We start from the raw sequence: 26,710 nt of genomic DNA on the forward strand, positions 1-26,710 counted from the left end.
AGGTTGACTATGGAAGTCGTTGCATTTGTAGGTAGTAGTGGCACTGGTAAAAGCCATCGTGCGCTCGTAGTTGCTCATGAAAATAATATTGATTGTATTATCGATGATGGCATTTTAATTCACGATAATAAGATTGTAGCTGGCTTTTCTGCAAAGAAGGAATCTAGCCGATTAAAAGCTGTTCGTCGTGCCATTTTCCAAGATGAAGTGCAAGTAAAATCAGTACGTGAGCAATTAGATAAAATCAATCCTAATAAACTTATGATTATTGGTACATCCGATAATATGGTTAAGAAAATTACTAAAGCATTAGGCTTGCAAGATCCTGATCGGTATATTCGCATTGAGGACGTTGCTACACCTAAAGAAATTGAAAAGGCACAACATGCTCGTCTAAAAGAAGGTAAACATATTATTCCAGTTCCAACGATGGAATTGAAACCTCACTTTAGAGGGTACTTAATTGATCCAATCAAAACTATGTGGCGTCGACGTACATTAAAAAAACAAGACCAAGATACATTGGGGCAAATTGGGTCAGAAGGCTTTGAACGTTCTGTAGTACGCCCTGCTTTCAGCTATTATGGACGACTCACCTTTGATGATGATGTAATTATTAAATTGATTCGCAATGGCCTTAAAAAAGTAGCTGGTGTTGACGAGTCTAGTGTTATTTCTTTCAAAAAAGGTGATAAAGGCCAAAATGGTCTCGTTGTAGATATGGCTGTTGTTATTGAACATGGTTATCCTGTAAAAACATTGATGCAGCAAGTACAAAAATCTGTACGCAATGAGATTGAATACATTACAGGCATGTCTATAGAACGGATGTCCATAAAAGTTAAAAATATTATAGAAACAAAACGTAAGATTGTTAAAGTATAGGAGTTAGAATGAAGTCTTATTATATTTACACCTATGGTTGTCAAATGAATACTGCTGATTCTGAGCGCTTATCGCATCAGTTAGAATCTGTTGGGTATACGCCAACAGAGGACGTAGAAACTGCAGATTTAATATTATTAAATACTTGTGCAGTACGTGAGAATGCAGAAACAAAAGTCTATGGCCGCATAGGTGAGCTAATGAGACTGAAGAGAAAAAATAAAAACTTAATTCTTGCTGTTACAGGATGCATGGCACAGAAGAATCAAGCAGAAATGTTTAAGCGCGCTCCACATATTGATATTGTCTTAGGTACTCATAATATTCAACATATTAATGAAATGATTGAAGAGGTACAACGAGGTCATACACACCAAATCAATGTAGATATGGATAATTCCGTGTTACCTGAATTGGAAGCAAAACCTAATGGTACCTTTTATGCATGGGTACCTATTATGAATGGGTGCAATAAGTTCTGTACGTACTGCATCGTTCCTCACGTTCGTGGTAGAGAAATTAGTCGTCCTGTAGAGGCCATCGTAAAAGAGGTAACCGAACTAGGGGCAAAAGGGTTTAAAGAGATTACTTTGTTGGGGCAAAATGTAAACTCTTATGGCTTAGATTTTAAAGATGGTACTGATTTTGGTACATTAGTGGACGCTCTTGATGGTATTCCAGGTATTGAACGTATTCGGTATATGACAAGTCATCCTCAAGATATGACTAAATCTATGATAGATGCTCTTGGTCGATCTTCTAATATTGTTACTCATTTACATTTACCGATTCAATCTGGTTCAGACCGTATTTTGAAGAAAATGAACCGTCATTATACGGTGGAGCATTATAAAGAATTACTCTCTTACTGTCGTGAGAAAATTAAAGATGTAGTAGTTACTACAGATATTATCGTAGGTTTCCCGGGTGAAACAGAGGAAGATTTCCAAGCTACACTACAATTATTAAAAGATGTACGTTATGATATGGCGTATACCTTTATTTATTCCAAACGTTCTGGAACGCCAGCAGCGACTATGGATGATCAAGTACCAGAAGAGGTTAAACGCGTACGTTTACAAACATTGATGGATGTGCAAAATGAAATCTCTTATGAATTAAATAAACCTATGGAAGGGCAAGTGTTTGATATTATTGTAGAGGGGCCAAGTCCTCGTGATGAAGATATGTGGTTTGGTCGCACATCAGGAAATAAAATGGTATTATTCCCGAAAGACGATTCTTTATCAATTGGCGAAACTGTACCTGCATATATTGATAAAGCACAAACTTGGGTTTGCTACGGTACAATACAAAAGGGGTAAGTATGGCAAAAAAGCAAACACCTATGATGGAGCAGTATTTAGATATTAAATCTAGATATTCTGAAGAATTACTGTTCTTTCGGTTAGGTGACTTTTATGAATTATTTAATGATGATGCATTAATTGCATCTCGTGAACTTAATATAACCTTAACCGGTCGCCCAACAGGAGATGAGGAACGCACACCAATGTGTGGCGTTCCTTTTCATGCTGCTGAAAGTTATATAGAAACATTGGTAAAAAAAGGTTATAAAGTTGCTATTTGTGAACAATTAGAAGATCCTAAAGCAGTTAAGGGTATCGTTAAGCGTGACGTTATTAAGGTTATTACACCGGGAACTGTAATGACTGAAAATGGTAATGATGCACGGTCAAACAATTTTTTATCATTATTTTATATGGTAAAAGATGCATGGATACTCGTATTTTCAGATGTATCTACTGGGGAAGTTATTTGGCATCGTATTACTGATTGTGAAAAACGAAGTGATATGTTTGATGCACTCAGTATGTATCGTCCAAGTGAAATTATATTGCCTGAAGGAACTGTATTACCGCAAGATATAAAAGACTTTATGGATAATCAATTCAGCAATATTGTATTATCTCCATTTAGTACATATCATACACAACGAGAGGTAGCGGAAAAAGCAGTTACTCACTTTGGTGATTTAGGCCTTATGGAAGAGGATGTATGGGAAGCATTAGGGTATATGCTTTTATATTTAGAGGATATTATTAAGTCTGAAATTTCCCATATTAACTATGTACATCAATTGAGTGTAGGTAATCGTCTAATCTTAGATACATCTTCCTTACGTCATCTTGAAATTACCCATAATTTACGTGATGGCGGTCAAAAAGGTACATTACTCGATGTACTTGATCGAACATTGACACCAATGGGGGCGCGCCTATTAAAACAATGGCTTGAAAGTCCGTTGACTGATGTAAATCAAATTCAACGTAGACAAGCTGCCGTAGCAGAACTTATTACACGCGGTGCTGAACGGTCTCATATCCGTAGCTTATTAGATTGTATTTATGATTTTGAGCGCATCGTAGGTCGTGTAGAAACTGGCTCTGTGTCACCTAGAGATTTAACGGCTCTTCGTGAATCTCTAGCAGTATTGCCAGATATTAAAAATGTATTAGGTACATGCTCAAGTTTAGCATTAACATCTATTAATGACCGCATCCAAGATCATAAAGACATTTATGATTTATTATGTCGTGCTATTGCTGACCAACCAGCATTGACATTAAAAGAAGGCCGAGTTATTAAAGATGGTTTCAATCCAGATTTAGATGAACTACGTTCTTTAGCTACTAATAGTGAGCAATGGCTAGCTAAGATGGAAGCTGATATTAAAGAGGCTACTGGTTTATCTAAAATTAAAACTGGTTATAATAAGGTATTTGGATATTACTTTGAAGTATCTCATAGTAAATCTGAACAAGTACCTGATTACTTTATTCGAAAACAAACTTTAGCTAATGCAGAGCGTTATATTACGCCTGAGTTAAAGGAATTTGAAATCAAAATTCTTAGCGCTAAAGACAAGATAATCGCTTTAGAGCATGAATTATATCAACAATTACGAAATGATATAAAACTTGTTATTAAAGATGTACAAGAAACAGCTCGTGCTCTTGCTGAGCTTGATGTATTGTGTTCTTTGGCACTAGTAGGTTACGAAGAAAATTATATTTGCCCTACCATCGTAATGAATGGCCAAATCAATATTCGAGATGGTCGTCATCCTGTAATTGAAAAATTCTTGAAGCGTGAAGTTTTTGTACCAAATGATATCGTTTTAAATCATGATGATGAGGAATTCTTGCTCATTACAGGTCCTAATATGGCCGGTAAATCAACATATATGCGTCAAGCGGCTATTTTGATGATTATGGCTCAAATAGGCTCCTTTATTCCTGCCCGTGAAGCATCTATTTCTCCAGTGGATCGCATCTTTACCCGTGTAGGTGCTAGTGATGATATTTCTACTGGTCAAAGTACGTTCATGGTAGAAATGAAAGAGGTAGCCTATATTTTAGAGAATGCTACACATAACAGCTTAATTATCTTAGATGAAATTGGTCGTGGCACTAGTACATTTGATGGTTTAAGTATCGCTCAAGCTGTAGTTGAGCATATTTGTAAGCATATTCACGGCAAGACATTATTTGCAACCCATTACCATGAGCTAATTAGTTTAGAAGATAGCTATAGTAAACTAAAAAACTACACTGTTGCTGTTAAAGAAAAAGGTAAGGATGTTGCCTTCTTGCGCCGTATTATTAAAGGTGGTGCAGATCGAAGCTATGGTATTCATGTTGCTAGATTGGCAGGCTTACCGAACTCTGTATTAAAACGGGCAGAGGTAATTTTGGAATCTTTGGAAGACCAAAGTCATGATGCTAGTGATTTAAATAATCGTGTTATGGGAGCTCAACTTAATAATGTAGTGAAGCCAGTTACTAAACAAGTGAGTGATTCTTCACTAGGTAACTTATTTACTCATTCTGTAGTCGATAGCTTACTCGAAGTGGATGTAATGAGTATGACACCGATTGAAGCATTAAATAAATTATATGAACTACAAGAGGAGGCTCGTAAAGGAGGCGGGAAATAATGGCAACCATTCATGTATTGGATGAAACCACAATCAATAAGATAGCTGCTGGTGAAGTTGTGGAACGTCCCGCATCAGTTATTAAAGAGCTCATTGAAAACTCCATTGATGCGTCCGCCACTAATATTGAGGTTGAAATCGGCGATGGCGGTGTAGCTTACATGAGGATTACCGATAATGGTATCGGTATGACAGAGGAAGATGCACGCCTTGCAATTTTACGTCATGCTACCTCTAAAATACAACAGGTAGAGGATTTATTTGATATAGCATCCCTCGGCTTTCGTGGTGAGGCTTTGGCTAGTATTGCCTCGGTGTCTCATTTTTCTTTGACTACACGTAAAGCTGACTCTGATTTGGGCACTCGTATTACCGTAGATGGTGGTACTTTCACCGATTGTATTCCTTATGGTGCGGCACCTGGTACAACAATTGAAATTAAAGATTTGTTTTATAATACGCCAGCGCGTCGCAAATTCTTGAAAACAGAGCGTACCGAATCTTCTAAAATTCAAGATATTGTAGGCAAACTGGCCCTTAGTAATCCACATATTTCTTTTAAACTCATCGTAGATGACCGTGTAGCTATTATTACTCCTGGAAACGGCATTATTGGTGATACGGTAGCTGCATTATATGGATATAAAACGAAGGATGACATTTTCACTGTTGCTTATGAAAGTGACTCTATTTATATTGATGGTGTAGTTAGTAAACCTACACTTCTAAAAAGTACAAGAATTTGGCAAACTATTATCGTTAATAACCGTGTTATTTCCGATAAAACAATAATGAAGGCTATCGATAATGCTTACCATGCATTGTTACCTAAAAACGGTCATCCTTTAGTGGTACTTAATATTACTGTACCTGCTGGTATGGTTGATATTAACGTTCATCCACGAAAGAGTGAAGTAAAATTCTCGGATGATAAGATTATATTTAAAGCTGTTTATCATGGTATTTTAAACGCCTTGAATAATCCTCTACATGAGCGATACGAACGAGAATCATCTTCTTATATGAATGGCACAATTAATAATGGAGCTGATTTCCGTAATAATGAAACCAATAGTAATGACGTAAATACTAACAGGAATGCTACAGTTACTAATTCTAGTTCATATGGTAGTTTATCTCATCATGGCAATAGTACGTATGATTCGTATAGAACGCCTTCTGTTGTACAAGATGAGATGCAGTCTGCTGAGCATATAGCTACTGCGGTAGATTATGACAAAGTATTTGGTAGTCGCCGTACTAAAGGATACGAAGTCATGCGTGGCGAAACTACACAGTTTGTGGAGAACCTTAAAGCTAAGGGATATACGCCACCTCCGCCAAAGGCTACTTATGAACAATCATCTTTTATAGATGAAAGTTTTGACGCTGTTCCTAAGGAATACACTAGTTATACTAAAGAGGATATAGAACGCTTTAAATCTTTATCTCATGACATCCGTGAACAAGATGTGGAGGAACGAACAATTCAAAACTCTGGCTTCCTACCTATGGGCCAAGTCGCTTCTTGTTATATTTTAGCTAAAAAGGGTGATGATCTCTACATAATAGACCAACATGCAGCTCATGAACGTGTACGTTATGATAAGCTTTGTAAGTCTTCTGAATCCATTCCTATGCAATCTATATTAGTTCCTCAATATAGCGAGGCTACTGATGATGAAATGAATTTGGTAGAAGAGGAACGAGAAACCTTACTTGATCTTGGCTTTGATGTAGAGTTAGGTGGTCCTACGAAAATAAAATTAGTAGGGGCGCCTGTAGATTTAGTAGAGTCAAAGGCTTTTGAAATTCTCCAGTATGTATTCTCTTACTTACATGAACATCAACAGCCTACTAAGGCTCAGTTACGTCATGAAATGCTAGCGTATGCATCTTGTAGAGGGGCCATTAAGGCAGGTCATAATTTAAATATGTATCAAATGACTACCTTAATTGAGGATTTATTTAGTACTGAGAAACCGTACGTATGTCCTCATGGCCGTCCAACGATAATCAAGTTTACACCTGATGAATTAGGTAAATTATTCTTACGGTCTTAATATGAATATACTAACCACATCTCAAAAATCTAATGAGGTCATTCAGGAGGAAGCCAAAGCACTGGCTTCCTCTATGCATATGACATATATTAAACGAGGTAAAACATCGATACCAGCCTTATTCGGTAAGTATCAATGCGAATATATTGCGGTTCTTGCTGGTTCTGGATTAACTATTCATTTCCCAGAAAATCAACAACATACCTTTCATTTGTCTATGGCTCAATTACGTATATTGCGTTTACAACGCGGTGAAGGCGATCATCTCGTTAATGCGGTACATGTCATATTAGATAAAAAAGGATTATCTAATAGAGATAGATTTACGTTTTTAGACTGTACAATTGGACTTGGTAGTGACAGTATTGTAGTGAGTTATGGTTACCCACAGGCTCAAATAACTGGCCTAGAAGGTTCTTTACCTATATGGCTTGCCACTAGTTATGGTTTAGCTCATTATATTCATAGTGATGATAGTGTGACGAATGTATTGCGACGTATTATAGTAAATCATGATACCTTTGAGCACTATTTACCAAACCTACCTGACAATAGTATTGATATTATTTATTTTGATCCTATGTTTGAAGTTCCTGTAGAGGAAAGTCCTCAATTCAAACCTCTTCGGGGACATACAGTGGAAAGTCGTATAGATGATAAAATCATGGCACAGGCTATGCGTGTCGCCACTTATGGTGTTATTATTAAAGAACGACCATTTAGTTCGGTCTTTCAAAACTATCCACCTCATCAATGGGTGGGCGGAAAATATAGTCGTATAGGCTATGGTGTATATATGAAGGAGTTAATGTGAATCCCTTAATTACCATCGTTGGATCAACGGCGGTAGGCAAAACAGATCTTACCTTGAACTTAGCAGAACAGCTACATTCTGAGGTTATTTCTGGTGATGCTTATCAAGTATATAAACAACTCAATATTGGTACCGCTAAACCATCGGCGGATGAACTTAACCGTGTGAAGCATCATCTTATCGATATATTAGAACCAAATGATTCATATTCAGTATCTATTTTCCAACATCAAGCTAAAGAGATAATTGGTAGATTAAAAGACAAAAATATTCTACCTATTTTGTCTGGTGGTACAGGGTTATATGTTCAATCATTATTAGAGAACTATAACTTTAATGACGTTAAGCCTGATGAAAGTTTACGATTAGAACTAGATGAGCTATTTAATGCTAAAGGTATTGATGGTTTACGCGAATATGCTTTCACCTTAGGAACAAAACATAATATAGAAATTCAATATAGTGATAAGCATCGTTTGTATCGAGCTATTGAAATATTGCATCATGGTGATGTAGATTCGTTACGTAATCAAACAAAAGATGGTGTATCTTATAAAGGGCCTGTTATTGGTCTTATGAGAGATCGTGATCAGTTATATGAACGCATTAATTTACGCGTTGATATGATGTTTGATGCAGGTTTAATTGAAGAAGTTGAGCAACTTGTTAAGTCCGGTGTAAATCCTGATTGCCAAGCCTTTAAAGGGATTGGTTATAAAGAGGTTGTAGACTATATAAATGGCACTATTAACCTTGATGAATGTAGAGATTTGATCAAGAAAAATACTCGTCATTTCGCAAAGCGACAAATCACTTGGTATAAGCGTATGCCATATATTGAATGGATTCATATTGATAATAATATATCTAAAGATTTTATATTTAATAAAGCTATGGAATTAATCCGTAGAGAAGGATTAGCATGACATTAGAAGAAATACGTAGTAAAGCCCTCGAGATGGCTGAACCTGAATTTAAAAAGTTTGAACCTATTGCATTGGCCAATACAAAAAAGGTATTAGAAGCATTTAAAGAATGCCAAGTTTCTGATTATCATTTTACAGGTACTACTGGATATGGTTATAACGATGTGGGCCGTGAGAAGTTAGACGAAGTATTCGCCTATGTATTTAAAGGTGAAAAAGCCATCGTTAGGCCACATTTTGTTTCTGGCACACATGCACTAGCAACAACTTTGATTTCTTTAATGGGGAATGGTTCAAAAGGGACTGAATTTATCTATGCAGTAGGGGCTCCTTACGACACGATGCAATCTGTTATCGGTGCATCTCGTGAGGTGCGTGGATCTCTTGTAGAAAAAGGATTTACCTATACTGAGGTACCTTTGAAGGATAATACTTATGATGTAGATGCCATTGCTAATGCTGTTAATGATAATACGCGTGTGGTCGTGATTCAACGCTCTCGTGGTTATAGTACGCGCGAACCATTATCTATTGCTGATATTAAAATTATTGTAGATGCTGTAAAAGCTAAAAATCCTAATACGATTTGTTTTGTAGATAATTGCTATGGTGAGTTTACAGAGCTTCAAGAGCCTTTAGAAGCAGGTGCAGATATTATGGCTGGTTCTCTTATTAAGAATGCAGGGGGTGGATTAGCGCCAACAGGTGGCTATATCGTAGGTCGTGAAGACTTAGTTGAAGATGCAGCGTACCAACTCACTGCTCCAGGACTTGGTGATCATATGGGTTCTTATGCGCCTGGTTACCGCTTGTTCTTCCAAGGTTTATTTATGGCTCCTCACGTAGTATTACAAGCTCTTAAAGGTGCTGTATATACGGCTGCAGTAGGTGAATTGTTAGGCTATGATGTCTTCCCTAAGGTAAATGCTGATCGCTATGATTTAATTCAAGCTATTAATCTAAAAAATGGAGAAGAAATGGAGCACTTCTGTGTAGGTATGCAAGCATATTCTCCTGTAGATGCTCACGTACATCCTATTCCTGGCGATATGCCTGGGTACGAAGATAAAATCATCATGGCCGGTGGTACCTTTGTACAAGGTTCATCCATTGAATTGAGTGCAGATGGTCCTGTTCGTCCTCCGTATACGATTTTTATGCAAGGTGGCTTAGTATTTGAACATTCCATGCTCGGTATTCTAGGAGCCGCTGAAGAGCTTTTAAAACATAGATAATCATTTGAATCCCTTTTGTTATAAGAAAGGGATTCTTTTTATTTCAAATCTTTTCAATATACCTAATTCTAGGCTATAATATAAGTTGCTATAATTTCATAGCAATACTACTCGGACTTTTACACCGAACTAGTGTTTTACACGTCAGGCTTTCACCCTGATTAGTTTTATGATCAAGAGATCATTAAAAGGAGAAAGTATGGAAAAAGTTATCGCTGTAGCTATGAGTGGCGGCGTAGATAGTTCTTTAACTGCTGCAATGCTACTAAAACAAGGCTATAAAGTATTTGGTATTACCCTATGGTTGTGGGTGAGTGGTACACCTTATGATTCAGTGCCTCTCGCTGTAACAGATGCTAAGAAGATGTGTGATTTTCTTGGTATTGAGCATCATGTTATTGATGCTCGTGATGTATTCTACGATAATGTAGTAGATTACTTCGTAAAAGAATATGCCTATGGTCGTACACCAAATCCTTGTGTATTCTGTAATAAAAATATCAAATTTGATTTGATGCTCAATCGAGCCCTTGAACTTGGTGCAACACATATGGTTACTGGCCATTATGCACAGGTTAAGCATAATGAAGAAACTGGTTTATATGAATTACATAAAGGCGTTGATCCTACCAAAGATCAAAGCTATGTTATGTACAATATGAACCAACGCATTTTGAGTCACCTCATGTTCCCACTAGGTGGACAATATAAGACTGAAACACGTAAATTAGCTGCTGAATATGATTTGCCAGTAGCTAAAAAACCAGATAGTGTAGATATTTGCTTCTTGCCTCACGGTAACTACCAAAAACTCGTAGTAGAAGAAATGAAGGATAATCCAAAGTCTGGTAATATCGTTACTGAAGATGGTGAGGTATTAGGTAAGCATAATGGCTTATTTAATTACACTATTGGCCAACGTAAGGGCCTTGGAATTGCATATAAGCATCCATTATATGTAATTGGCTTTAATGGTGAACGCAATGAAGTCATTGTAGGTTCTAATGATCGACTTTTTACGAATCGTATGATTTGTAAGTTCTATAATTTCCTGGATGATACGATTCATAAAGAATTAAAAGCAGAAGGTAAAATTCGCTATGCAGCAAATCCTTCACCTTGTACTGCACGTATCTTAGATGATGATACGATGGAAGTTATCTTCGAAGAACCACAACGGGCTATTACACCAGGTCAGTCCGTAGCCTTTTATAATGGCACTCAACTATTAGGAGGTGCTGTTATCGATCGCGTATGTTAGAAAGGAGAATACAAGTTCCTTGAACTTGTTTACATAGTATGTCAACGAAAAAGATTAGAAACTTCTGTATTATAGCTCATATTGACCATGGTAAATCTACCATCGCCGACAGATTAATTGAATATACTGGCACATTACAAAAACGAGAAATGGAAGCGCAAGTCTTAGACTCCATGGATTTGGAACGAGAACGCGGTATTACTATTAAGGCGCAATCTGTTCGCATTTTGTATAAAGCACAAGATGGAGAAGAGTATACTTTGAACCTTATCGATACTCCTGGCCATGTGGATTTCAGCTATGAAGTATCTCGTTCTCTTGCAGCTTGTGAAGGTGCATTGCTGGTAGTAGATGCTGCACAAGGTGTAGAGGCTCAAACGTTGGCAAATGTGTATCTCGCTTTAGAACATGATCTTGAAATTATTCCTGTTATCAACAAAATAGATTTGCCTTCTGCCGATCCTGAACGGGTTAAACATGAAATTGAAGATATCATTGGTTTAGATGCATCAGAAGCAGTATTATGTTCTGCTAAATCTGGCATTGGCATTCCAGATATTTTAGAAGCTATTGTAAATAAGGTGCCTGCACCACCAGATAAATCTGATGAACCAACAAGAGCATTGATTTTTGATAGCCGCTTTGATGCCTATAAAGGTGCTATTGCTTATGTGCGCGTAAAAGAAGGTACTATTAAAGCAAAAGATACGATTCGCATGATGCATGATAATAAGGATTTTGATGTAACTGAGCTCGGTATCTTTACTCCAAATCTTGTGCCTGTTCAGGAATTACCATGTGGTTCTGTAGGTTGTATTGCGGCAAGTATTAAGAATGTAGCAGACTGTCACGTAGGTGATACGGTAACATTAGCTGATAATCCTGCACCAGAACCATTACCAGGTTATCGTAAGGCTGTATCTATGGTATATTGTGGTCTCTATCCGACAGAGTCTAAAGATTACGAAAATCTTCGTGATGCATTAGAAAAATTACAGCTTAATGATGCTGCCTTAGAATATGAAGCTGAAACATCCTTGGCATTGGGATTTGGTTTCCGTTGTGGCTTCCTTGGACTTTTACATATGGACGTTATTCAAGAACGGTTAGAGCGTGAATATAATTTAACGCTCATTACGACCGCTCCATCTGTAAACTACAAGGTATATAAAACAAATGGGGAAATGCTAGAAGTAGATAATCCTGCTAAATTGCCACCTCCTACAGAAATCGATTACATTGAAGAACCATATGTAAAAGCTACTACAATTGTGCCTAAAGACTTTGTTGGTACTATTATGGAGTTATCTCAAGATAAACGTGGTGAATATCAATCCATGGAATATTTGGATGAAACACGTGTATCTGTTGTGTATCACTTGCCTTTGAGTGAGATTATTTACGACTACTTTGATAAATTGAAATCTGCTACCAAGGGTTATGCATCTCTTGACTATGAGTTGATTGGGTATAAACAATCTCCAATGGTTAAGATGGATATTCTGTTAAATGGTGATCCTGTGGATGCATTGTCTATTATCGTACATAAGGACCGTGCTGCTACACGTGGTCGTGCGTTAGCTGAAAAATTAAAAGAATTGATTCCTCGTCAAATGTTTGAAATTCCAATTCAAGCAGCGGTAGGCACGAAAATTGTGGCTCGTGAAACCGTAAAGGCTTGGCGTAAAGACGTTTTAGCAAAATGTTATGGTGGCGATATTTCTCGTAAACGTAAACTCTTAGAAAAACAAAAAGCCGGTAAGAAACGCATGAAGTCAGTGGGCTCTGTAGAGATTCCACAAGAAGCATTCATGGCTATTCTCAAGGTTGAGGACTAATATAATGAAAACAGATTCTAATACTTTGAATCTGTCTACACTTGGGGATATGGGCTTGTATGTCCATATCCCTTTTTGTAAACAGAAATGTATGTACTGTGATTTTCCTGCCTATCAAAATTTACAAGATTATTATGAAACCTATGTATATGCATTAGTACAAGAAATGGATCTTTGGGTTTCGGAACACCCAGAGTCTAAAGCTAAACCTATTGACACTATTTATTTTGGTGGTGGAACACCTACTGAATTATCAATTCAACAACTACAGATGATTGTAGATAAAATCAAAAGTACTTTTACTATTACTGACGATTGTCATATGACTATAGAGTCTAATCCTGGTGAAGTAGATCTACAGTATCTAACTAAGTTAGTTAAACTAGGTTTTAATCGCATTAGTTTTGGCGTTCAAACCTTTGATGATAAGGCGCTTACCATGCTACATCGCAGTCATAATGGAGAAAAGGCAAAACAAGCTGTTTATGAAGCTAAAGAGGCTGGCTTTACAGATATTAATATTGATTTGATCTATGGATTACCTCGACAGTCTTTAGAAGACATAAAGCGTAATTTAGAGATTGTAAAAGATCTGCCTATAAACCATATTTCTACTTATGGATTACAGGTGGAGGTAGGAACCTATTTATACCATCTAGTACAAAAGAATCTCATTTCTATTCCTAGTGAAAGTATTGATGAATCCATGTATGATACGATGATGGAAGGCTTAAAAGAACTAGGTTTTGAACGATATGAAATTTCCAATTTCGCTAAGGGTAATTCCTATAGTCGTCATAATTTAAAATATTGGCACTATGTAGACTACTTAGGATTTGGTGCTGGAGCTCATTCCTTTTATGATGGTATTCGCCGCAGTAACAATCGAAATGTGATGCCTTATATACAATCTGTTGATCGATACACTATGCCTACTATCGATACGGAGACGATTACTGTAGAGCGAGCGCAAGAGGACTTTTGCTTCTTAGCGCTTCGCACTAAGTGGGGCCTTGATGAGCAAAAATTTGAGGATAGATTTGGTGTATCTGTTCATAATTTATTTGGTAATATATTAGAAGATTTGGTTACTAAAGGCTTATTAGAGTATCAAAATGGTAGTTATCATTTGAGTTCTGAAGGGGCTAAGCATGGTAACTATGTATTTAGTCAATTTATTCGAGAGTAATTTCTCACAGTTTCTCAAAATCTAATATGTTAGTATAAATAGGATGATGATGAATAAGCATGCTAGATTTGAGGAGGAACGATGAAGACATCTGTCATATTACACGGTTTACATAACGAATTTACTTTAGATCAAATGAAGGCATGCATAGAATTAGCTGAAAAATATGGTGGATCTTTCCGCCATGTTGTAACAGGTATACAAATTACAGGTATTGAAAAAGACGATAAGGAAAAACTTATCTCTGAATTACCAGAAGGTGTAACCACTGTTATTCATAGAGGTGTTAATTCCTTAATTGCCTGTGTAGGTAAAGGCTACTGTAAAAATGGCCAAATGGAAACTAAAGAATTGGCTGATTATGTAGAGAGAAAACATTACGGCCGAAAAACATCTCACAAGTGCAAAATTGGAATTAGTGGCTGTGGTCGTAACTGCCCAGATGCAATGGTAAAAGATATTGCTTTTATTGGAACATCCCAAGGTTTCATGTTAGCTGTTGGTGGCAATACGGGAATGCGACCAGAGGCTGGTAAAATTTTGGCTAGAAAGCTTACTGTTGAGCAATCCAAAAAAGCTGTAGATATCTTAGTAGATTGGTATGCAGAACATGGCGAGCCCCGTGAGCGTATGGGAAAACTATTAGAACGCCTAGGTAATCCCTTAGAAGGTGTAGAATTATAAGTTGCTATATTTTTAGTGCTAATGGTTTTATAGTTCTTGATCTGTACGTTTAACTAGAGAGTGATTAGTTTTTCTCCGAATTTTAGTAACAATAAAATTATTACATATAAACACTTATACTATTTTATGGTTTTAATAATAAAAATTTTATTAGACCATCATATTCTACTTTTTAGATTTTAGAATATGACATAAATGTAGATAGTATAAGTGTTTTCTTATTATTACACTTTGATTTTTTGACTAATTAATTTAAAATATTCAATTGTCTTTTTGACTAAATAGATATTATTTGACTTTTTAAGGATTTTTTTGCTTGACAATTTTTTCCTATGTGATAATATTATACATGCGATTAGCACTCAAAGTTTATGAGTGCTAACAAGAGGTGTCATTATGGATGAAAGAAAACAGCGCATCTTGCGAGCCATAATTGAAGACTACGTTAAATCTGCTGAACCTGTAGGTTCCAGGACGATTGCAAAGAATTATAACCTTGGTATTAGTCCTGCAACAGTACGAAATGAAATGTCCGATTTAGAGGAGTTAGGCTTTTTGGAGCAACCTCATACATCGGCGGGACGTATTCCTTCAGCTAAAGGCTATCGCTTATATGTTGATTCTATGTTGAGTCAACAACCTGTTCCATTACAGGATGCTGAGAAAATTGAAATGTTATGGAAACATTCTAATGGATCTACCAGTGAGCTCTTCTTAAATATGGCTAAATTATTATCACAAGTGAGCCATAGCATGAGTTTGTTCTTAGCTCCAGCCCATGATAGAGCATTAATCAAATACATTCATGTATTGCCCCTTGATTCACATCAAGCTGTCATGGTTGTTATTACTGAGACTGGTGCTCTTGATAATGAATTAATGTACTTTACTGAAGGCGTTTCGCCTGATGTATTACAAAGTTTAGCTATGCAATTTAGCAATGCTTTACAGAATATAAGTATTGGTCATGTAACGGCTGAAGCGTTAGGAACACTTTTGATTCATATGGAAGGTCCACAAGGGATTTTAATGATCCTTTCAGAAACATTATTACGAGCAATTAATAAACGTAAGTTGTTCTATTCTGTAGGTACCACAGAGTTATTAAATCAACCAGAGTTTAAGTCTGTTGAAAAGGTACAACCCTTACTTTCATTAGTGGAAGAACAAAATCAATTGGGGCAACTATTAAAGGATGATTCACCTACACCTGTAAAGGTAAAGATTGGCAATGAAAATGATACCGAAGCACTTCAATCGATGAGTGTAGTACAAGCTGATTTTACAAATCAAGATCAACCTATCGGTACTCTTGCTATTCTAGGACCGACACGAATGGAATATGGTCGTATCATTGGCATGTTGTCTCATATGAAACATATAATGGAATCTATGGTAAAAGAACAAAAATAGAAAGGGCATATAATGGCTGAAGAACAAGACATTAAACAAGAAACAGTTGACGAAACAGTGGAAACTACAAATGTAGAGACGCCAGCTGTTGAGGAAGCTGAAGAAGTTATGGCGGACGCAGCTCAAGTATTAGAGGAGCTCAAAGCAGACTTTGATAATCGCTATAAGCGTTTACAAGCGGACTTCGACAACTTCAAACGTCGTACTAATCAAGAAAAAGAGCAACTTGCAGGATATGTTAAAGGGGATGTACTTACAGATCTACTTCCTGTATTAGATAACTTTGAACGAGCTGTTCAAAGTCCAGCAGAAGGTGATGCAAAAGTGTTCCTTGATGGATTTATCATGATTCATCAAAACTTGATGGCTATGTTATCTAAACATGGTTTAGCCGTTATCGATGCGGTAGGTAAACCATTTGATCCAAATTTCCATCAAGCGATTATGCGAGTGCCGTCAGATGAATATGAATCTGATACGGTATGTGAAGTATTACAAACTGGCTATACTGTTGATGGTCGTTGTATTCGTCCAGCAATGGTAAAAGTTGTTGAATAGATTATAAAGGTTTTAGGAGGCATATATTATGGCAAAGGTAATTGGTATTGATTTAGGTACTACAAACTCTTGTGTTGCGGTTATGGAAGGCGGCGAACCTACGGTTATCACTAACCAAGAAGGCGCTCGTACAACTCCTTCCGTTGTTGGTTTTGCAAAAAATGGCGAACGTTTAGTTGGTCAATTGGCTAAACGTCAAGCTGTATCTAACCCAGAAAACACAATCATTTCTATTAAACGTCACATGGGTACTGACTACAAAGTAACTGTAGAAGGTAAGTCTTATACCCCTCAAGAAATTTCTGCAATGATTCTTCAAAAAATCAAAGCTGATGCAGAAGCTTACTTGGGCGAGCCTGTTAAACAAGCCGTTATTACAGTTCCTGCTTACTTTACAGATGCTCAACGTCAAGCTACAAAAGACGCTGGTGCCATTGCAGGTCTTGAAGTACTTCGTATCATCAACGAACCAACAGCAGCTGCTCTTGCATATGGTGTAGATAAAGATGAAGACGGTAAAGTTCTTGTATTTGACCTTGGCGGTGGTACATTCGACGTATCCATTCTTGAACTTGGTGATGGCGTATTTGAAGTATTAGCAACATCTGGTAACAACCATCTTGGTGGTGATGACTTCGACCAACGCATTATGAACTACCTTATCGAAGAGTTCAAAAAAGAAACAGGTATCGATTTATCCAATGATAAATTAGCTGATCAACGTTTAAAAGAAGCTGCTGAAAAAGCTAAAATTGAATTGTCTGGCGTAGCAAGTACAAATATCAACTTGCCATTCATCACAGCTGATGCTACAGGTCCTAAACACTTGGATGTAACATTGACTCGTGCTAAATTCGAAGAATTGACTGCTGATTTGGTACAAGCTACTATCGAACCTACTCGTAAAGCTATGAACGATGCTGGTTTATCTGCATCCGATATCGATAAAGTATTGTTAGTTGGTGGTTCTAGCCGTATTCCAGCTGTACAAGAAGCTATTAAAAAAGTATTGGGTAAAGAACCAACTAAAAACGTTAACCCTGATGAATGTGTAGCTATTGGTGCTGCTATTCAAGGTGGTGTATTAGTAGGTGAAGTAAAAGACGTATTGTTGCTTGATGTAACTCCATTGTCTCTTGGTATTGAAACAATGGGTGGTGTATTCACACGTATTATCGATCGTAACACTACAATTCCTACATCTAAATCTCAAGTCTTCTCCACTGCAGCAGATAATCAACCATCTGTAGATATCCATGTATTACAAGGTGAACGTGAGTTCGCAGCAGATAATAAAACATTGGGTCGCTTTAACTTGGATGGTATTCCAGCAGCTCCTCGTGGGGTTCCTCAAATCGAAGTAACATTCGACATCGATGCTAATGGTATCGTACATGTAAAAGCAAAAGACTTGGGTACTCAAAAAGAACAAAAAATTACAATCACTTCTTCTAGCGGTTTAAAAGAAGACGAAATCGATCGCATGGTTAAAGAAGCTGAAGCACATGCAGCAGAAGATAAAGCTAGAAAAGAAGAATTAGATGTTAAAAACAATGCAGATTCCTTGGTATACCAAGCTGAAAAAGCATTGAAAGAACTTGATGGTAAAGGCGACACAGCTTTGTTGAAAGAAGTTGAAGAAGCAAAAGATAAATTGAAAAAATCTATCGAAGCTGGCAACATTGAAGACATCAAAAAAGATAGTGAAGCTTTGGAACAACCATTACATAAATTAGCTGAGCAAATGTATGCAGCAGCACAACAAGCTCAACAAGCAGCTGGTGGTGCAGAGCAAGGTCAACAACAAACAAAATCTGATGACAATGTAGTTGATGCTGATTACACAGTAGTGGATGACGATAAGAAATAAGAAGGGTTGGTAACTAATGGCACGTGATTATTATGACATCTTAGGGGTCAGTAAAAATGCCTCTCAAGATGAAATCAAAAAGGCCTTCCGTAAAAAGGCACGCCAATACCATCCAGATGTAAATAAAGATAATCCAAAGGAAGCGGAAGCAAAGTTTAAAGAAGCGAACGAAGCTTACGAAGTATTGTCTGATGAAACTAAAAAAGCTCAATATGACCAATTCGGCCACGACGCCTTCAAACAAGGAGGCGGCGCTGGCGCCGGTGGTTTCCAAGGTGGCTTTGGCGGTTTCGGTGGTCAAGCTGGAGGCTTTGGTGATATCTTTGGCGATATTTTTGGTGGCATGTTTGGCGGTGGTCGCCAGCAACAAGGACCTCAAAAAGGTAATGATTTGCGCGAAGATATTGATATTTCCTTTGAAGATGCAGCCTTTGGTAAATCTATGGAAATAGAAGTGCATCGTCATGAAGAATGTGATCACTGTCATGGTACTGGTGGTGAACCAGGGTCTCGTGTCGATACTTGTCCAAACTGTCATGGTTCTGGTCAAGAAGCGGTTATTCAAAATACTCCATTTGGTCGTATGCAGTCCGTTCGCACTTGTTCTCGCTGTCATGGTACTGGTAAAAGCATTGAAAAACCTTGTTCTAAATGCCGTGGTACTGGTGAAATGCTTGCTAAGCGCAAGATTTCTATCAAGATTCCAGCTGGCGTAGACAGCGGTTCTCGCTTACGTGTAGCTAATGAAGGGGAACCAGGTATTTTGGGCGGTCCTAAGGGTGACCTTTACGTATATATCTTTGTTCGTCCTCATAAGGAATTTGAACGAAATGGTAATGACGTTATTAGCCGTGTAAATATTAGTTTTGCTCAAGCTGCATTAGGTGCTACTATACAAGTTAACACCTTAGATGGTAAAGTAGAGTTAAAGATCCCAGAAGGTACTCAAACGGGAACGGCATTCCGCGTAAAGGGCAAAGGTATTCCATATTTGCGTAACCCTAAGCAACGAGGGGACCAACATATTGTGGTAACTGTTCAAACGCCTAAGAAGTTGACAGATACTCAACGTGAGTTGTTATTACGCTTTGCAAACGAAAGTAACGAAGATGTAAATAACTTACAAGTGAGCAAAAGTCTTTTTGAAAAAATTAAGGACGTTTTGACTAAATGAACAGCTCATGTGAAGGAATGGTTTGTTCCGTCACATTCCCTATAAAGGAGCATATATGCAGTGGATAGAAGTATCCATTGTCTGTGAAAGAGTAGCCACCGATGAGGTGACTACTCTTTTTGACGATTATGCAGACAATGGAATTATAGAAGAAGATGTAGAAAATCAACCAAATTTAATTAAATTAACTATGTATGCAGATCCATCATTGGACTCTAATACAATTAAGTCAGACTTAGAAAAACGTCTTACAGAAGCAAATATTAGTGTCACATCCGTTGATACAAATATATTAGATGAATCTACATGGCTTAATTCTTGGCAGCAATATATTGAACCTACAGAAATTCTACCTAATTTAATTATTAAACCTGCTTGGCAAGAATATGATAACGTCCACAATAAAACAATTATAGAAATCGATTCCGATATTTCCTTTGGTACTGGCTCTCATGAGACAACACGTACATGTGCCGAACTATTGAAATCTTATTGTGAATCCATGGATCTTAATCAAGTTACTTGTTTAGATATTGGTACAGGAACGGGTATTCTCTTATTGGTAGCAGCACATTTAGGGATCAAGCATTTGGTTGGGATTGATATTGAGGAATATGCTGCCAATCAAGCTCGCGTTAACTGTGAGAATAATCATGTATCTGCAGAGATTATTTGTGGTAATTTGGATAGTGATTTCAATGGTACTGCCCAATTAATTTTAGCTAACTTAACAGTGGATCCACTTAAAATACTATTACCTCAAATTGGTAAAAAACTAGAGGATAAGGGGATTTTAATTATAAGTGGCATTATAGATGATCGGCATGATGAGATTATGCCATATATTGAGGCTGATTGGCATATTATTGAGGAGCGCATTGCAGGGCCTTGGCATACATTTGCGCTAGAAAAGCGATGAAAAAGATTTTTATTCCTACACCATTAGATGAAAGAATAGAATTACCGAAAGATGTGACACATCATGTGTTACATGTATTTCGTTATAATATGGAGAAACCCATTACTGTAACGGGCGGTGATAATCGTTGTGGTATCTATCAGATTACCGATGAAGTGGATGGTATAGCACAGGCTAAACTTATTGAATATGTAGCGTCTGATATATCGTCGTATCGAACTATTCTAGTTCAATCCTTATTGAAAGGTGAAAAGTTAGAATGGGTATTACAAAAGGCGACGGAGTTAAATGTAGATACCATTTATCTTGTATCTACGGCAAACTGTGTAGCTAAATATGATGATAAGAAACTACAATCAAAAGTCAGTCGTTGGGAAAAAATTATGCTAGAAGCAGCCCAACAGTGTGGACGCAATCAACTGCCCACACTTGTAGTAGGTGAAACGCTTTCACAAGTATTAACAATCGAAGCTGACGCATTAAAACTAGTAGCTTATGAAAATGAAGATGGTCATACTATTAAAAATGCACTACAATCAGTACACACTAATCAAACTATAACTGATATTCTAATCTGTGTTGGTCCTGAAGGGGGCTATCAAGAGAAGGAAATCAATGCTATTATAGAGAGTGGTGGCAAATCAGTATCGCTGGGCAATACTATTTTACGAGCTGAAACAGCTGCCATTGGATCATTAGCAATGATTCAATATGAATTAGAACTATAAATTAAATAAGAATAGAGAGGTGCAATGAAAACCGTTGCTTTTACAACCTTGGGCTGTCGTGTCAATCAGTATGACACAGATGCTATGAAAGGTTTATTTTTACAAAATAATTACGAAGCAGTAGACTTCGATGAAAAAGCTGATATATATGTAATTAATACATGTTCTGTAACCAATATGGGGGAAAAGAAATCCCGTCAATTGATTCGGAAAGCAAAGCGTCAAAATGAAGATGCTTATGTAATCGTTACTGGTTGTTATGCTCAGCTTGATCCAGATGCGATTGCTGCTATTGACGGTGTTAACCTTGTTATTGGTACCAATAATAGATCTAAAATCGTTGAGCTAGTAGAGCAATTAGAATCTACAGAACGTCAAATCAATGCTGTTAGAGATATTATGAACGAGTCTAACTTTGAAGAAATGCCATTATATGGTAATGAATCTGATAAAGCTCGTGCTTTCATGAAAATTCAAGAAGGTTGTAATAACTACTGTGCCTTTTGTATCATTCCGTATACTCGAGGAAAATTAAAATCTCGTAAAGTAGATGATATTGTACAAGAAGCAAAACGTTTAGTAGACCATGGATTCCATGAAATTGTATTAACAGGTATACATTTGGGGAATTATGGTGTAGAATTGCCAGGTCGCCCTACATTAGCCGATGTAGTAAAAGCTTTATTAGAGATTCCTAATTTATATCGTATTCGTTTCGGGTCTATTGAGTCTGTAGAGGTTTCTGATGAGTTAGTAGAATTAATGGCTACTAATAAACGTGTTTGTCCACATTTACATTTACCACTACAAGCTGGTTCTGATCATGTATTAAAGTTGATGAAACGCCATTATACATTGCAAGAATATAAAGACTTGATTGCAAGTTTGCGTTCTCGTATTAAAGATTTATCTATTACGACTGATATAATTGCAGGTTTCCCGCAAGAAACAGATGAAGACTTTGAAGAAACATTAAATACAGTACGGGAAATTGGGTTTACCCATATTCATGCATTCCCATACTCTATTCGTGAGGGCACACCTGCAGCTACTATGCCGGATCAAGTACCTGAAGCTGTAAAGAAAACTCGTGTAGCGCTTTTAAATGGTCTTAGCCAATCTGGCTATGAAGCATACGCAAAATCTCGCATTGGTAAGCCTGGTGAGATTCTCATCGAAAAAGAAGAGAATGGATATTATATGGGCTTAACAAATGAGTATGTAAATGGTAAAGTAAAGTCTGATGGATTACATAAGATTGGTGATCTAATCGGAGGTACTGTTGTAGGTTTAGAAGATAATTATTTAATTATTGAATAAGGAGTTATCGTATGAGTGACTGCATTTTCTGTAAAATTATCAATGGTGAAATTCCATCTAAAAAAGTATTAGAAAACGATAAATTTTATGCATTCCATGATATTGAACCAGTGAAAAAAGTACATGTTCTTATTGTGCCAAAAAATCATGTAGCTAACATTGCTCATCTTACTGAAAAAAATGAAGACTATGTGGAAGGTTTATTGCCATTCGTACGTGATGTAGCAAAAGAACTAGGTATTTCTAAAGATGGTTATCGTTTGATCTTTAATACTGGCGCAAAAGCAGGTCAAACTGTATTCCATATGCATGCACATCTTTTAGGTGGCGAAGAAATGGGCTGGCCTGAAGCTTAAAATGGAGTATAATGTATTCTTTTTATAATACTTATTAAAATTCCTATAAAATATACCGGAAAATATTGACAACATCTATACCTATACATATAATATTATATGTGCGTATGTAAATTATCAGCACTTCCCGAGATTATTTTTGGAGGGAGGGATATAGATGTCTGAAATCAAAGTCGGTAAAAACGAAACGCTTGAAAGTGCTCTTCGTCGATTCAAACGCTCCTGCCAAAAAGCGGGTGTTTTGTCTGAAGTAAGAAAACGCGAACACTACGAAAAACCAAGCGTAAAAAGAAAGAAAAAATCTGAAGCAGCAAGAAAACGCAAATTCAGAGCATAAGATGATTACCCTAATTCTGCCTTTTCATGGCTTCATGAAATCCAGAATTAGGGTTTCTTTATATATAAAATAGGAGGAACTATGAGCTTAAAAGATCAATTAAAAGAAGATATGAAAGCGGCTATGAAAGCGCGTGAAGAAGGTAAAACCGCTCTTTCTGTAATTCGAATGGTTAATAGTGCTATTAAGAATACAGAAATCAATGATAAAGTGGAGCTTGATGATAATGGTATTCTTGGTATTTTGGCAAAAGAAATGAAAACTCGTCAAGACTCGTTAACTGAGTTTGAAAAAGCTGGCCGTGAAGATTTAATTAGTCATGTTAAAGAAGAAATGGCAGTACTACAAAAATATTTACCAGCTCAAATGAGTGAAGATGAAATTCGTACAGTCGTAAAAGAAGCGATTGCTGCATGTGGCGATGCTGTAAATATGGGAAATGTTATGAAACATGTAATGCCAAAAACTAAAGGCCGTGCAGATGGTAAAGTAGTTAATAATATCGTTAAAGAGTTACTTGGATAATATATTGTAAAATAGCTAATTAAACAGTTGATATAGTTAGTATATTTAATTCATTAACATAGAACTCTTAAAACTATACTTAAGAGAATTATGAAATTCTATAGAAAGTTATTGACATGTATTTTCACTATATGATATTATGATTTCAACAAAATAATTGGTCAACGAAGACTCCACGTTAGATATATGGAATATATATCTATTTGTTGGAGTCTTTTTATTTTTAGGAGGAACCATTATGACAAATACTAAAGATTTATTGTATTACATTCCAGCAGGTCAATATGGTAAAGAAGGTGTTCTTGCACTATTAGAACAACATCCAGAAATTAAATTTGTATCTCTTGTAGGTATTGATTTAGCTGGTAATGATACAGATGAAAAAATCCCTATGGCAGCATTCTTTGATGATTATGAGGCATTCTTCGAAGGTCGTGCTGTTCAAACAGATGGTTCTTCTGTAGTACTTACAAATATTGCCACATTGAATAATGCACGTGTAGATATGTGGGGCGACCCAAGTGTAAACTGGTTCGTTGATTATAACTATGAAAATATCGATGAAGCAACAGGTTTACCAACTGGTACACTTCGTATTCCTGCATTCTTGATGCATAACTACCGTTATGTTGACTCTCGTTCTATCTTAAAAAATAGCTGTGATTATGTTCGTGCAGAACTATTATCCTTGATCAAAGAACATGGTCTACCTGGTATGCCTCATGTGAAAGCTGATGACGTTGTAGATATTATCTTTACATCTGCTACAGAATTGGAATTCTGGGTAAAAACTCCATCTAGAACAGTTACTAAAAAAGAATTATCCGTATCTCAAAAATTACAAGAACAATACTGGCAACGTACACATGGTACAGTTCGTACTGCATTAGAACAAGCAGTTGAACGCTTAGACCAATACGGTATGGTTGCAGAAATGGGCCATAAGGAAGTAGGTGGCGTTAAAGCTAAACTTGATGAAGATGGTCATGAAGCAGTTGTACTAGAACAATTAGAAATCGACTGGAAATTCTCTAATAACCCATTACAAACAGCAGATAATGAATTACAAGCTCGTATTATTGTTCGTGAAGTGTTCCGTGAAAATGGTCTTGATGTAACATTCAATGCAAAACCTATTATTGGCGTAGCTGGTTCTGGTGAACATACACACTTTGGTGTTATGGCTAAATTAAAATCTGGTAAACTTGTAAACTTGTTTAGCCCAGAAGATATGCGTAAAGAATCTGCTAGCTCCTTGGGTATTGGTGCTATCATGGGGTTATTGAAACACTATGAAGCAATCAATCCATTTATCAGTTCTACAACAGACTCCTTAAATCGTTTAAAACCTGGCTTCGAAGCTCCAGTATGTATCGTTACATCTTTAGGTACTGATCCTTCCGAACCAAGCCGTAACCGTACAATCCTTTGTGGTTTGATTCGTGATATCGATAATCCTATGGCTACACGTTATGAATTGCGTTCTCCAAACCCTTACACAAATACATATACTGCATTAGCATTGATCTTCATCTCTGCATTTGATGGTATGAAATATGCTATTACATCTGGTAAAACACAAGCACAATTAGAAGCAGAGCTTTCCAAAGAAGTGGGTGAATCTGCTGATTACCTTGCTACAAATCGTGCATATCGTACAGAAAAAGACGTATTCGATGATTTCACTCAAGAAGAACGTAATCAAATGTTTGGTGTTGCACCAGCTACTGTATGGGAAAATATTAAAGGTTACCATAACAATCCTGAATTAGTTGAAACATTAGCTCAAGGCAATGCATTCGCTAAAGACTTGATGGATTCCTTCATCGCATCTATCTTGAAACGTTGGAAACTTGTATTGGCTCACCGCTTAATTCCTGATAATCTTGATACAGTTCGTAAGATGGTAGCTATTCATACTGATAGCCGTAATAGTGTAGATGATAAACGTTTTGCAGAAGTTAATGACTTACGTTTCTATCTTGCTAAAGATAGCGATGATCGCAAATCTTTATTCACTCGTTTAATCGATGCACTTAATGCTGGTGAATATGACTTAGCATCTCAATTGCAAATTGAAATGAACGATAAAATGGAAGAATTAGAAGCTAAATATGCTAACTATGCAAAAAACATCTTCTAATATCGGTTGATTCTATTACTCAAAAAGGGCTCCTACATTTGTAGGAGCCCTTTTATTCATATTAACTTTTTATAATTTAGTCGTTAAAGCTATTACTCGTTATGTCCTATAAACTTTTCTACTAAAACTAAGCTACATACAAGTACAAAAATTGCAACAGACCAGATTAAATTATCATATGACGATTCATGATCGATGATTAGCAGTCTAACAATTGCAGTTATGCCAATATATAAAAAGAAATTAAGCGGGAAGTGGAAGTTATTTTTAAAGTATTTTACGATGAGAGCAATAAACTCAAAGTATAAGAAGAAGGTAATTAATTCTTCAATTAATAAATAGTAAGTGCTATAACCTTGGATATTTGCCCACGTAATAAATCCTAGGCTAATTAAGGTATTAATGAGGGCAATACAAAGAGCAATGCCTACACCTACAAGGGCTATATTTTTTATAGTTAATAATAATTTAGAAATACGTATCCACATATATAATTCACCTACAATAAATA

General features: G+C 36.6%; 23 protein-coding genes. 22 read left to right on the plus strand and 1 reads right to left on the minus strand.

The features are described 5' to 3' along the window. Positions 1 to 9: 9 nt before the first annotated feature. The 22 genes from VCHSUH04_RS04780 to VCHSUH04_RS04885 all read left to right on the plus strand — a co-directional run bounded on the left by VCHSUH04_RS04780 (position 10) and on the right by VCHSUH04_RS04885 (position 26,199). Positions 10 to 885: an Asp23/Gls24 family envelope stress response protein gene (locus VCHSUH04_RS04780; protein WP_105085576.1), complete on the plus strand. Its 876-nt coding sequence runs from the start codon at positions 10 to 12 to the stop codon at positions 883 to 885. Positions 886 to 893: 8 nt separating this feature from the next. Further along, on the plus strand, positions 894 to 2,210 hold the full coding sequence (gene miaB / locus VCHSUH04_RS04785) for a tRNA (N6-isopentenyl adenosine(37)-C2)-methylthiotransferase MiaB (RefSeq protein WP_060924636.1): 1,317 nt from the start codon (positions 894 to 896) through the stop codon (positions 2,208 to 2,210). Positions 2,211 to 2,212: 2 nt separating this feature from the next. Next, a complete protein-coding gene (gene mutS / locus VCHSUH04_RS04790) occupies positions 2,213 to 4,846 on the plus strand; it encodes a DNA mismatch repair protein MutS (protein WP_105085577.1) in 2,634 nt (877 codons plus the stop codon). Then, a complete protein-coding gene (mutL, locus tag VCHSUH04_RS04795; protein WP_105085578.1) occupies positions 4,846 to 6,909 on the plus strand; it encodes a DNA mismatch repair endonuclease MutL in 2,064 nt (687 codons plus the stop codon). Before mutS ends, mutL begins: the two co-directional genes overlap by 1 nt. A 1-nt stretch (position 6,910) precedes the next feature. Beyond that, the gene (locus VCHSUH04_RS04800) at positions 6,911 to 7,723 is read left to right on the plus strand and encodes a class I SAM-dependent methyltransferase (RefSeq protein WP_105085579.1); all 813 of its coding nucleotides are present in this window, start codon (positions 6,911 to 6,913) and stop codon (positions 7,721 to 7,723) included. Next, the gene (miaA, locus tag VCHSUH04_RS04805; protein WP_105085580.1) at positions 7,720 to 8,649 is read left to right on the plus strand and encodes a tRNA (adenosine(37)-N6)-dimethylallyltransferase MiaA; all 930 of its coding nucleotides are present in this window, start codon (positions 7,720 to 7,722) and stop codon (positions 8,647 to 8,649) included. The genes VCHSUH04_RS04800 and miaA overlap by 4 nt, the downstream gene beginning before the upstream one ends. After that, entirely contained in the window at positions 8,646 to 9,884 is a 1,239-nt protein-coding gene (locus tag VCHSUH04_RS04810; RefSeq protein ID WP_105085581.1) for a methionine gamma-lyase family protein, read from the plus strand. Before miaA ends, VCHSUH04_RS04810 begins: the two co-directional genes overlap by 4 nt. 199 nt (positions 9,885 to 10,083) lie before the next feature. Beyond that, positions 10,084 to 11,145 carry a tRNA 2-thiouridine(34) synthase MnmA gene (gene mnmA, locus VCHSUH04_RS04815; protein ID WP_105085582.1) on the plus strand — a complete coding sequence of 354 codons (1,062 nt, stop codon included), beginning with the start codon at positions 10,084 to 10,086 and terminating at the stop codon, positions 11,143 to 11,145. Positions 11,146 to 11,183: 38 nt separating this feature from the next. Next, positions 11,184 to 12,983 (plus strand): translation elongation factor 4, encoded by a 1,800-nt coding sequence (gene lepA / locus VCHSUH04_RS04820; RefSeq protein WP_105085583.1) that lies wholly within the window; start codon positions 11,184 to 11,186, stop codon positions 12,981 to 12,983. A gap of 4 nt (positions 12,984 to 12,987) precedes the next feature. Beyond that, positions 12,988 to 14,172, plus strand: coding sequence for a radical SAM family heme chaperone HemW (gene hemW / locus VCHSUH04_RS04825; RefSeq protein WP_105085584.1), 1,185 nt, complete (start codon positions 12,988 to 12,990; stop codon positions 14,170 to 14,172). A gap of 81 nt (positions 14,173 to 14,253) precedes the next feature. Next, positions 14,254 to 14,856: a nitrite/sulfite reductase gene (locus VCHSUH04_RS04830; RefSeq protein WP_060924627.1), complete on the plus strand. Its 603-nt coding sequence runs from the start codon at positions 14,254 to 14,256 to the stop codon at positions 14,854 to 14,856. A gap of 396 nt (positions 14,857 to 15,252) precedes the next feature. Then, complete coding sequence (gene hrcA / locus VCHSUH04_RS04835) at positions 15,253 to 16,269, plus strand: heat-inducible transcriptional repressor HrcA (RefSeq protein ID WP_105085585.1); 1,017 nt, start codon at positions 15,253 to 15,255, stop codon at positions 16,267 to 16,269. A 12-nt stretch (positions 16,270 to 16,281) separates the two neighbouring features. Further along, on the plus strand, positions 16,282 to 16,827 hold the full coding sequence (gene grpE, locus VCHSUH04_RS04840) for a nucleotide exchange factor GrpE (RefSeq protein WP_105085586.1): 546 nt from the start codon (positions 16,282 to 16,284) through the stop codon (positions 16,825 to 16,827). Positions 16,828 to 16,855: 28 nt separating this feature from the next. Next, positions 16,856 to 18,697 (plus strand): molecular chaperone DnaK, encoded by a 1,842-nt coding sequence (dnaK, locus tag VCHSUH04_RS04845; protein WP_105085587.1) that lies wholly within the window; start codon positions 16,856 to 16,858, stop codon positions 18,695 to 18,697. Positions 18,698 to 18,713: 16 nt separating this feature from the next. Then, positions 18,714 to 19,871 carry a molecular chaperone DnaJ gene (gene dnaJ / locus VCHSUH04_RS04850; RefSeq protein WP_105085588.1) on the plus strand — a complete coding sequence of 386 codons (1,158 nt, stop codon included), beginning with the start codon at positions 18,714 to 18,716 and terminating at the stop codon, positions 19,869 to 19,871. Positions 19,872 to 19,926: 55 nt separating this feature from the next. Then, positions 19,927 to 20,790 carry a 50S ribosomal protein L11 methyltransferase gene (locus VCHSUH04_RS04855; RefSeq protein ID WP_105085589.1) on the plus strand — a complete coding sequence of 288 codons (864 nt, stop codon included), beginning with the start codon at positions 19,927 to 19,929 and terminating at the stop codon, positions 20,788 to 20,790. After that, positions 20,787 to 21,518 carry a 16S rRNA (uracil(1498)-N(3))-methyltransferase gene (locus tag VCHSUH04_RS04860; RefSeq protein WP_105085590.1) on the plus strand — a complete coding sequence of 244 codons (732 nt, stop codon included), beginning with the start codon at positions 20,787 to 20,789 and terminating at the stop codon, positions 21,516 to 21,518. Before VCHSUH04_RS04855 ends, VCHSUH04_RS04860 begins: the two co-directional genes overlap by 4 nt. Before the next feature lie 24 nt (positions 21,519 to 21,542). Further along, complete coding sequence (mtaB, locus tag VCHSUH04_RS04865) at positions 21,543 to 22,838, plus strand: tRNA (N(6)-L-threonylcarbamoyladenosine(37)-C(2))-methylthiotransferase MtaB (RefSeq protein WP_105085591.1); 1,296 nt, start codon at positions 21,543 to 21,545, stop codon at positions 22,836 to 22,838. An 11-nt stretch (positions 22,839 to 22,849) separates the two neighbouring features. Further along, positions 22,850 to 23,194: a histidine triad nucleotide-binding protein gene (locus VCHSUH04_RS04870; protein ID WP_024063776.1), complete on the plus strand. Its 345-nt coding sequence runs from the start codon at positions 22,850 to 22,852 to the stop codon at positions 23,192 to 23,194. A 157-nt stretch (positions 23,195 to 23,351) separates the two neighbouring features. Continuing rightward, positions 23,352 to 23,531: a 30S ribosomal protein S21 gene (rpsU, locus tag VCHSUH04_RS04875; RefSeq protein WP_004695751.1), complete on the plus strand. Its 180-nt coding sequence runs from the start codon at positions 23,352 to 23,354 to the stop codon at positions 23,529 to 23,531. A gap of 81 nt (positions 23,532 to 23,612) precedes the next feature. Then, positions 23,613 to 24,056 (plus strand): GatB/YqeY domain-containing protein, encoded by a 444-nt coding sequence (locus VCHSUH04_RS04880; protein ID WP_060924619.1) that lies wholly within the window; start codon positions 23,613 to 23,615, stop codon positions 24,054 to 24,056. Positions 24,057 to 24,294: 238 nt separating this feature from the next. Further along, the gene (locus VCHSUH04_RS04885) at positions 24,295 to 26,199 is read left to right on the plus strand and encodes a glutamine synthetase (RefSeq protein ID WP_105085592.1); all 1,905 of its coding nucleotides are present in this window, start codon (positions 24,295 to 24,297) and stop codon (positions 26,197 to 26,199) included. A gap of 92 nt (positions 26,200 to 26,291) precedes the next feature. On the opposite strand, the gene VCHSUH04_RS04890 is transcribed toward VCHSUH04_RS04885, so the two are convergent. Beyond that, positions 26,292 to 26,687 carry a phosphate-starvation-inducible protein PsiE gene (locus tag VCHSUH04_RS04890; protein WP_024066740.1) on the minus strand — a complete coding sequence of 132 codons (396 nt, stop codon included), beginning with the start codon at positions 26,685 to 26,687 and terminating at the stop codon, positions 26,292 to 26,294. Positions 26,688 to 26,710 lie beyond the last annotated feature (23 nt).

The organism is Veillonella sp. T14073-2, assembly GCF_002959875.1.
Taxonomy (GTDB): Bacteria; Bacillota; Negativicutes; order Veillonellales; family Veillonellaceae; genus Veillonella; species Veillonella infantium.

Coding starts and splice junctions, on each gene's coding strand:
- VCHSUH04_RS04780 (WP_105085576.1), top strand. CDS start 10: ATGGAAGTCGTTGCATTTGTAGGTAGTAGTGGCACTGGTAAAAGCCAT.
- miaB (WP_060924636.1), top strand. CDS start 894: ATGAAGTCTTATTATATTTACACCTATGGTTGTCAAATGAATACTGCT.
- mutS (WP_105085577.1), top strand. CDS start 2,213: ATGGCAAAAAAGCAAACACCTATGATGGAGCAGTATTTAGATATTAAA.
- mutL (WP_105085578.1), top strand. CDS start 4,846: ATGGCAACCATTCATGTATTGGATGAAACCACAATCAATAAGATAGCT.
- VCHSUH04_RS04800 (WP_105085579.1), top strand. CDS start 6,911: ATGAATATACTAACCACATCTCAAAAATCTAATGAGGTCATTCAGGAG.
- VCHSUH04_RS04810 (WP_105085581.1), top strand. CDS start 8,646: ATGACATTAGAAGAAATACGTAGTAAAGCCCTCGAGATGGCTGAACCT.
- mnmA (WP_105085582.1), top strand. CDS start 10,084: ATGGAAAAAGTTATCGCTGTAGCTATGAGTGGCGGCGTAGATAGTTCT.
- lepA (WP_105085583.1), top strand. CDS start 11,184: ATGTCAACGAAAAAGATTAGAAACTTCTGTATTATAGCTCATATTGAC.
- hemW (WP_105085584.1), top strand. CDS start 12,988: ATGAAAACAGATTCTAATACTTTGAATCTGTCTACACTTGGGGATATG.
- VCHSUH04_RS04830 (WP_060924627.1), top strand. CDS start 14,254: ATGAAGACATCTGTCATATTACACGGTTTACATAACGAATTTACTTTA.
- hrcA (WP_105085585.1), top strand. CDS start 15,253: ATGGATGAAAGAAAACAGCGCATCTTGCGAGCCATAATTGAAGACTAC.
- grpE (WP_105085586.1), top strand. CDS start 16,282: ATGGCTGAAGAACAAGACATTAAACAAGAAACAGTTGACGAAACAGTG.
- dnaK (WP_105085587.1), top strand. CDS start 16,856: ATGGCAAAGGTAATTGGTATTGATTTAGGTACTACAAACTCTTGTGTT.
- dnaJ (WP_105085588.1), top strand. CDS start 18,714: ATGGCACGTGATTATTATGACATCTTAGGGGTCAGTAAAAATGCCTCT.
- VCHSUH04_RS04855 (WP_105085589.1), top strand. CDS start 19,927: ATGCAGTGGATAGAAGTATCCATTGTCTGTGAAAGAGTAGCCACCGAT.
- VCHSUH04_RS04860 (WP_105085590.1), top strand. CDS start 20,787: ATGAAAAAGATTTTTATTCCTACACCATTAGATGAAAGAATAGAATTA.
- mtaB (WP_105085591.1), top strand. CDS start 21,543: ATGAAAACCGTTGCTTTTACAACCTTGGGCTGTCGTGTCAATCAGTAT.
- VCHSUH04_RS04870 (WP_024063776.1), top strand. CDS start 22,850: ATGAGTGACTGCATTTTCTGTAAAATTATCAATGGTGAAATTCCATCT.
- rpsU (WP_004695751.1), top strand. CDS start 23,352: ATGTCTGAAATCAAAGTCGGTAAAAACGAAACGCTTGAAAGTGCTCTT.
- VCHSUH04_RS04880 (WP_060924619.1), top strand. CDS start 23,613: ATGAGCTTAAAAGATCAATTAAAAGAAGATATGAAAGCGGCTATGAAA.
- VCHSUH04_RS04885 (WP_105085592.1), top strand. CDS start 24,295: ATGACAAATACTAAAGATTTATTGTATTACATTCCAGCAGGTCAATAT.
- VCHSUH04_RS04890 (WP_024066740.1), bottom strand. CDS start 26,687: ATGTGGATACGTATTTCTAAATTATTATTAACTATAAAAAATATAGCC.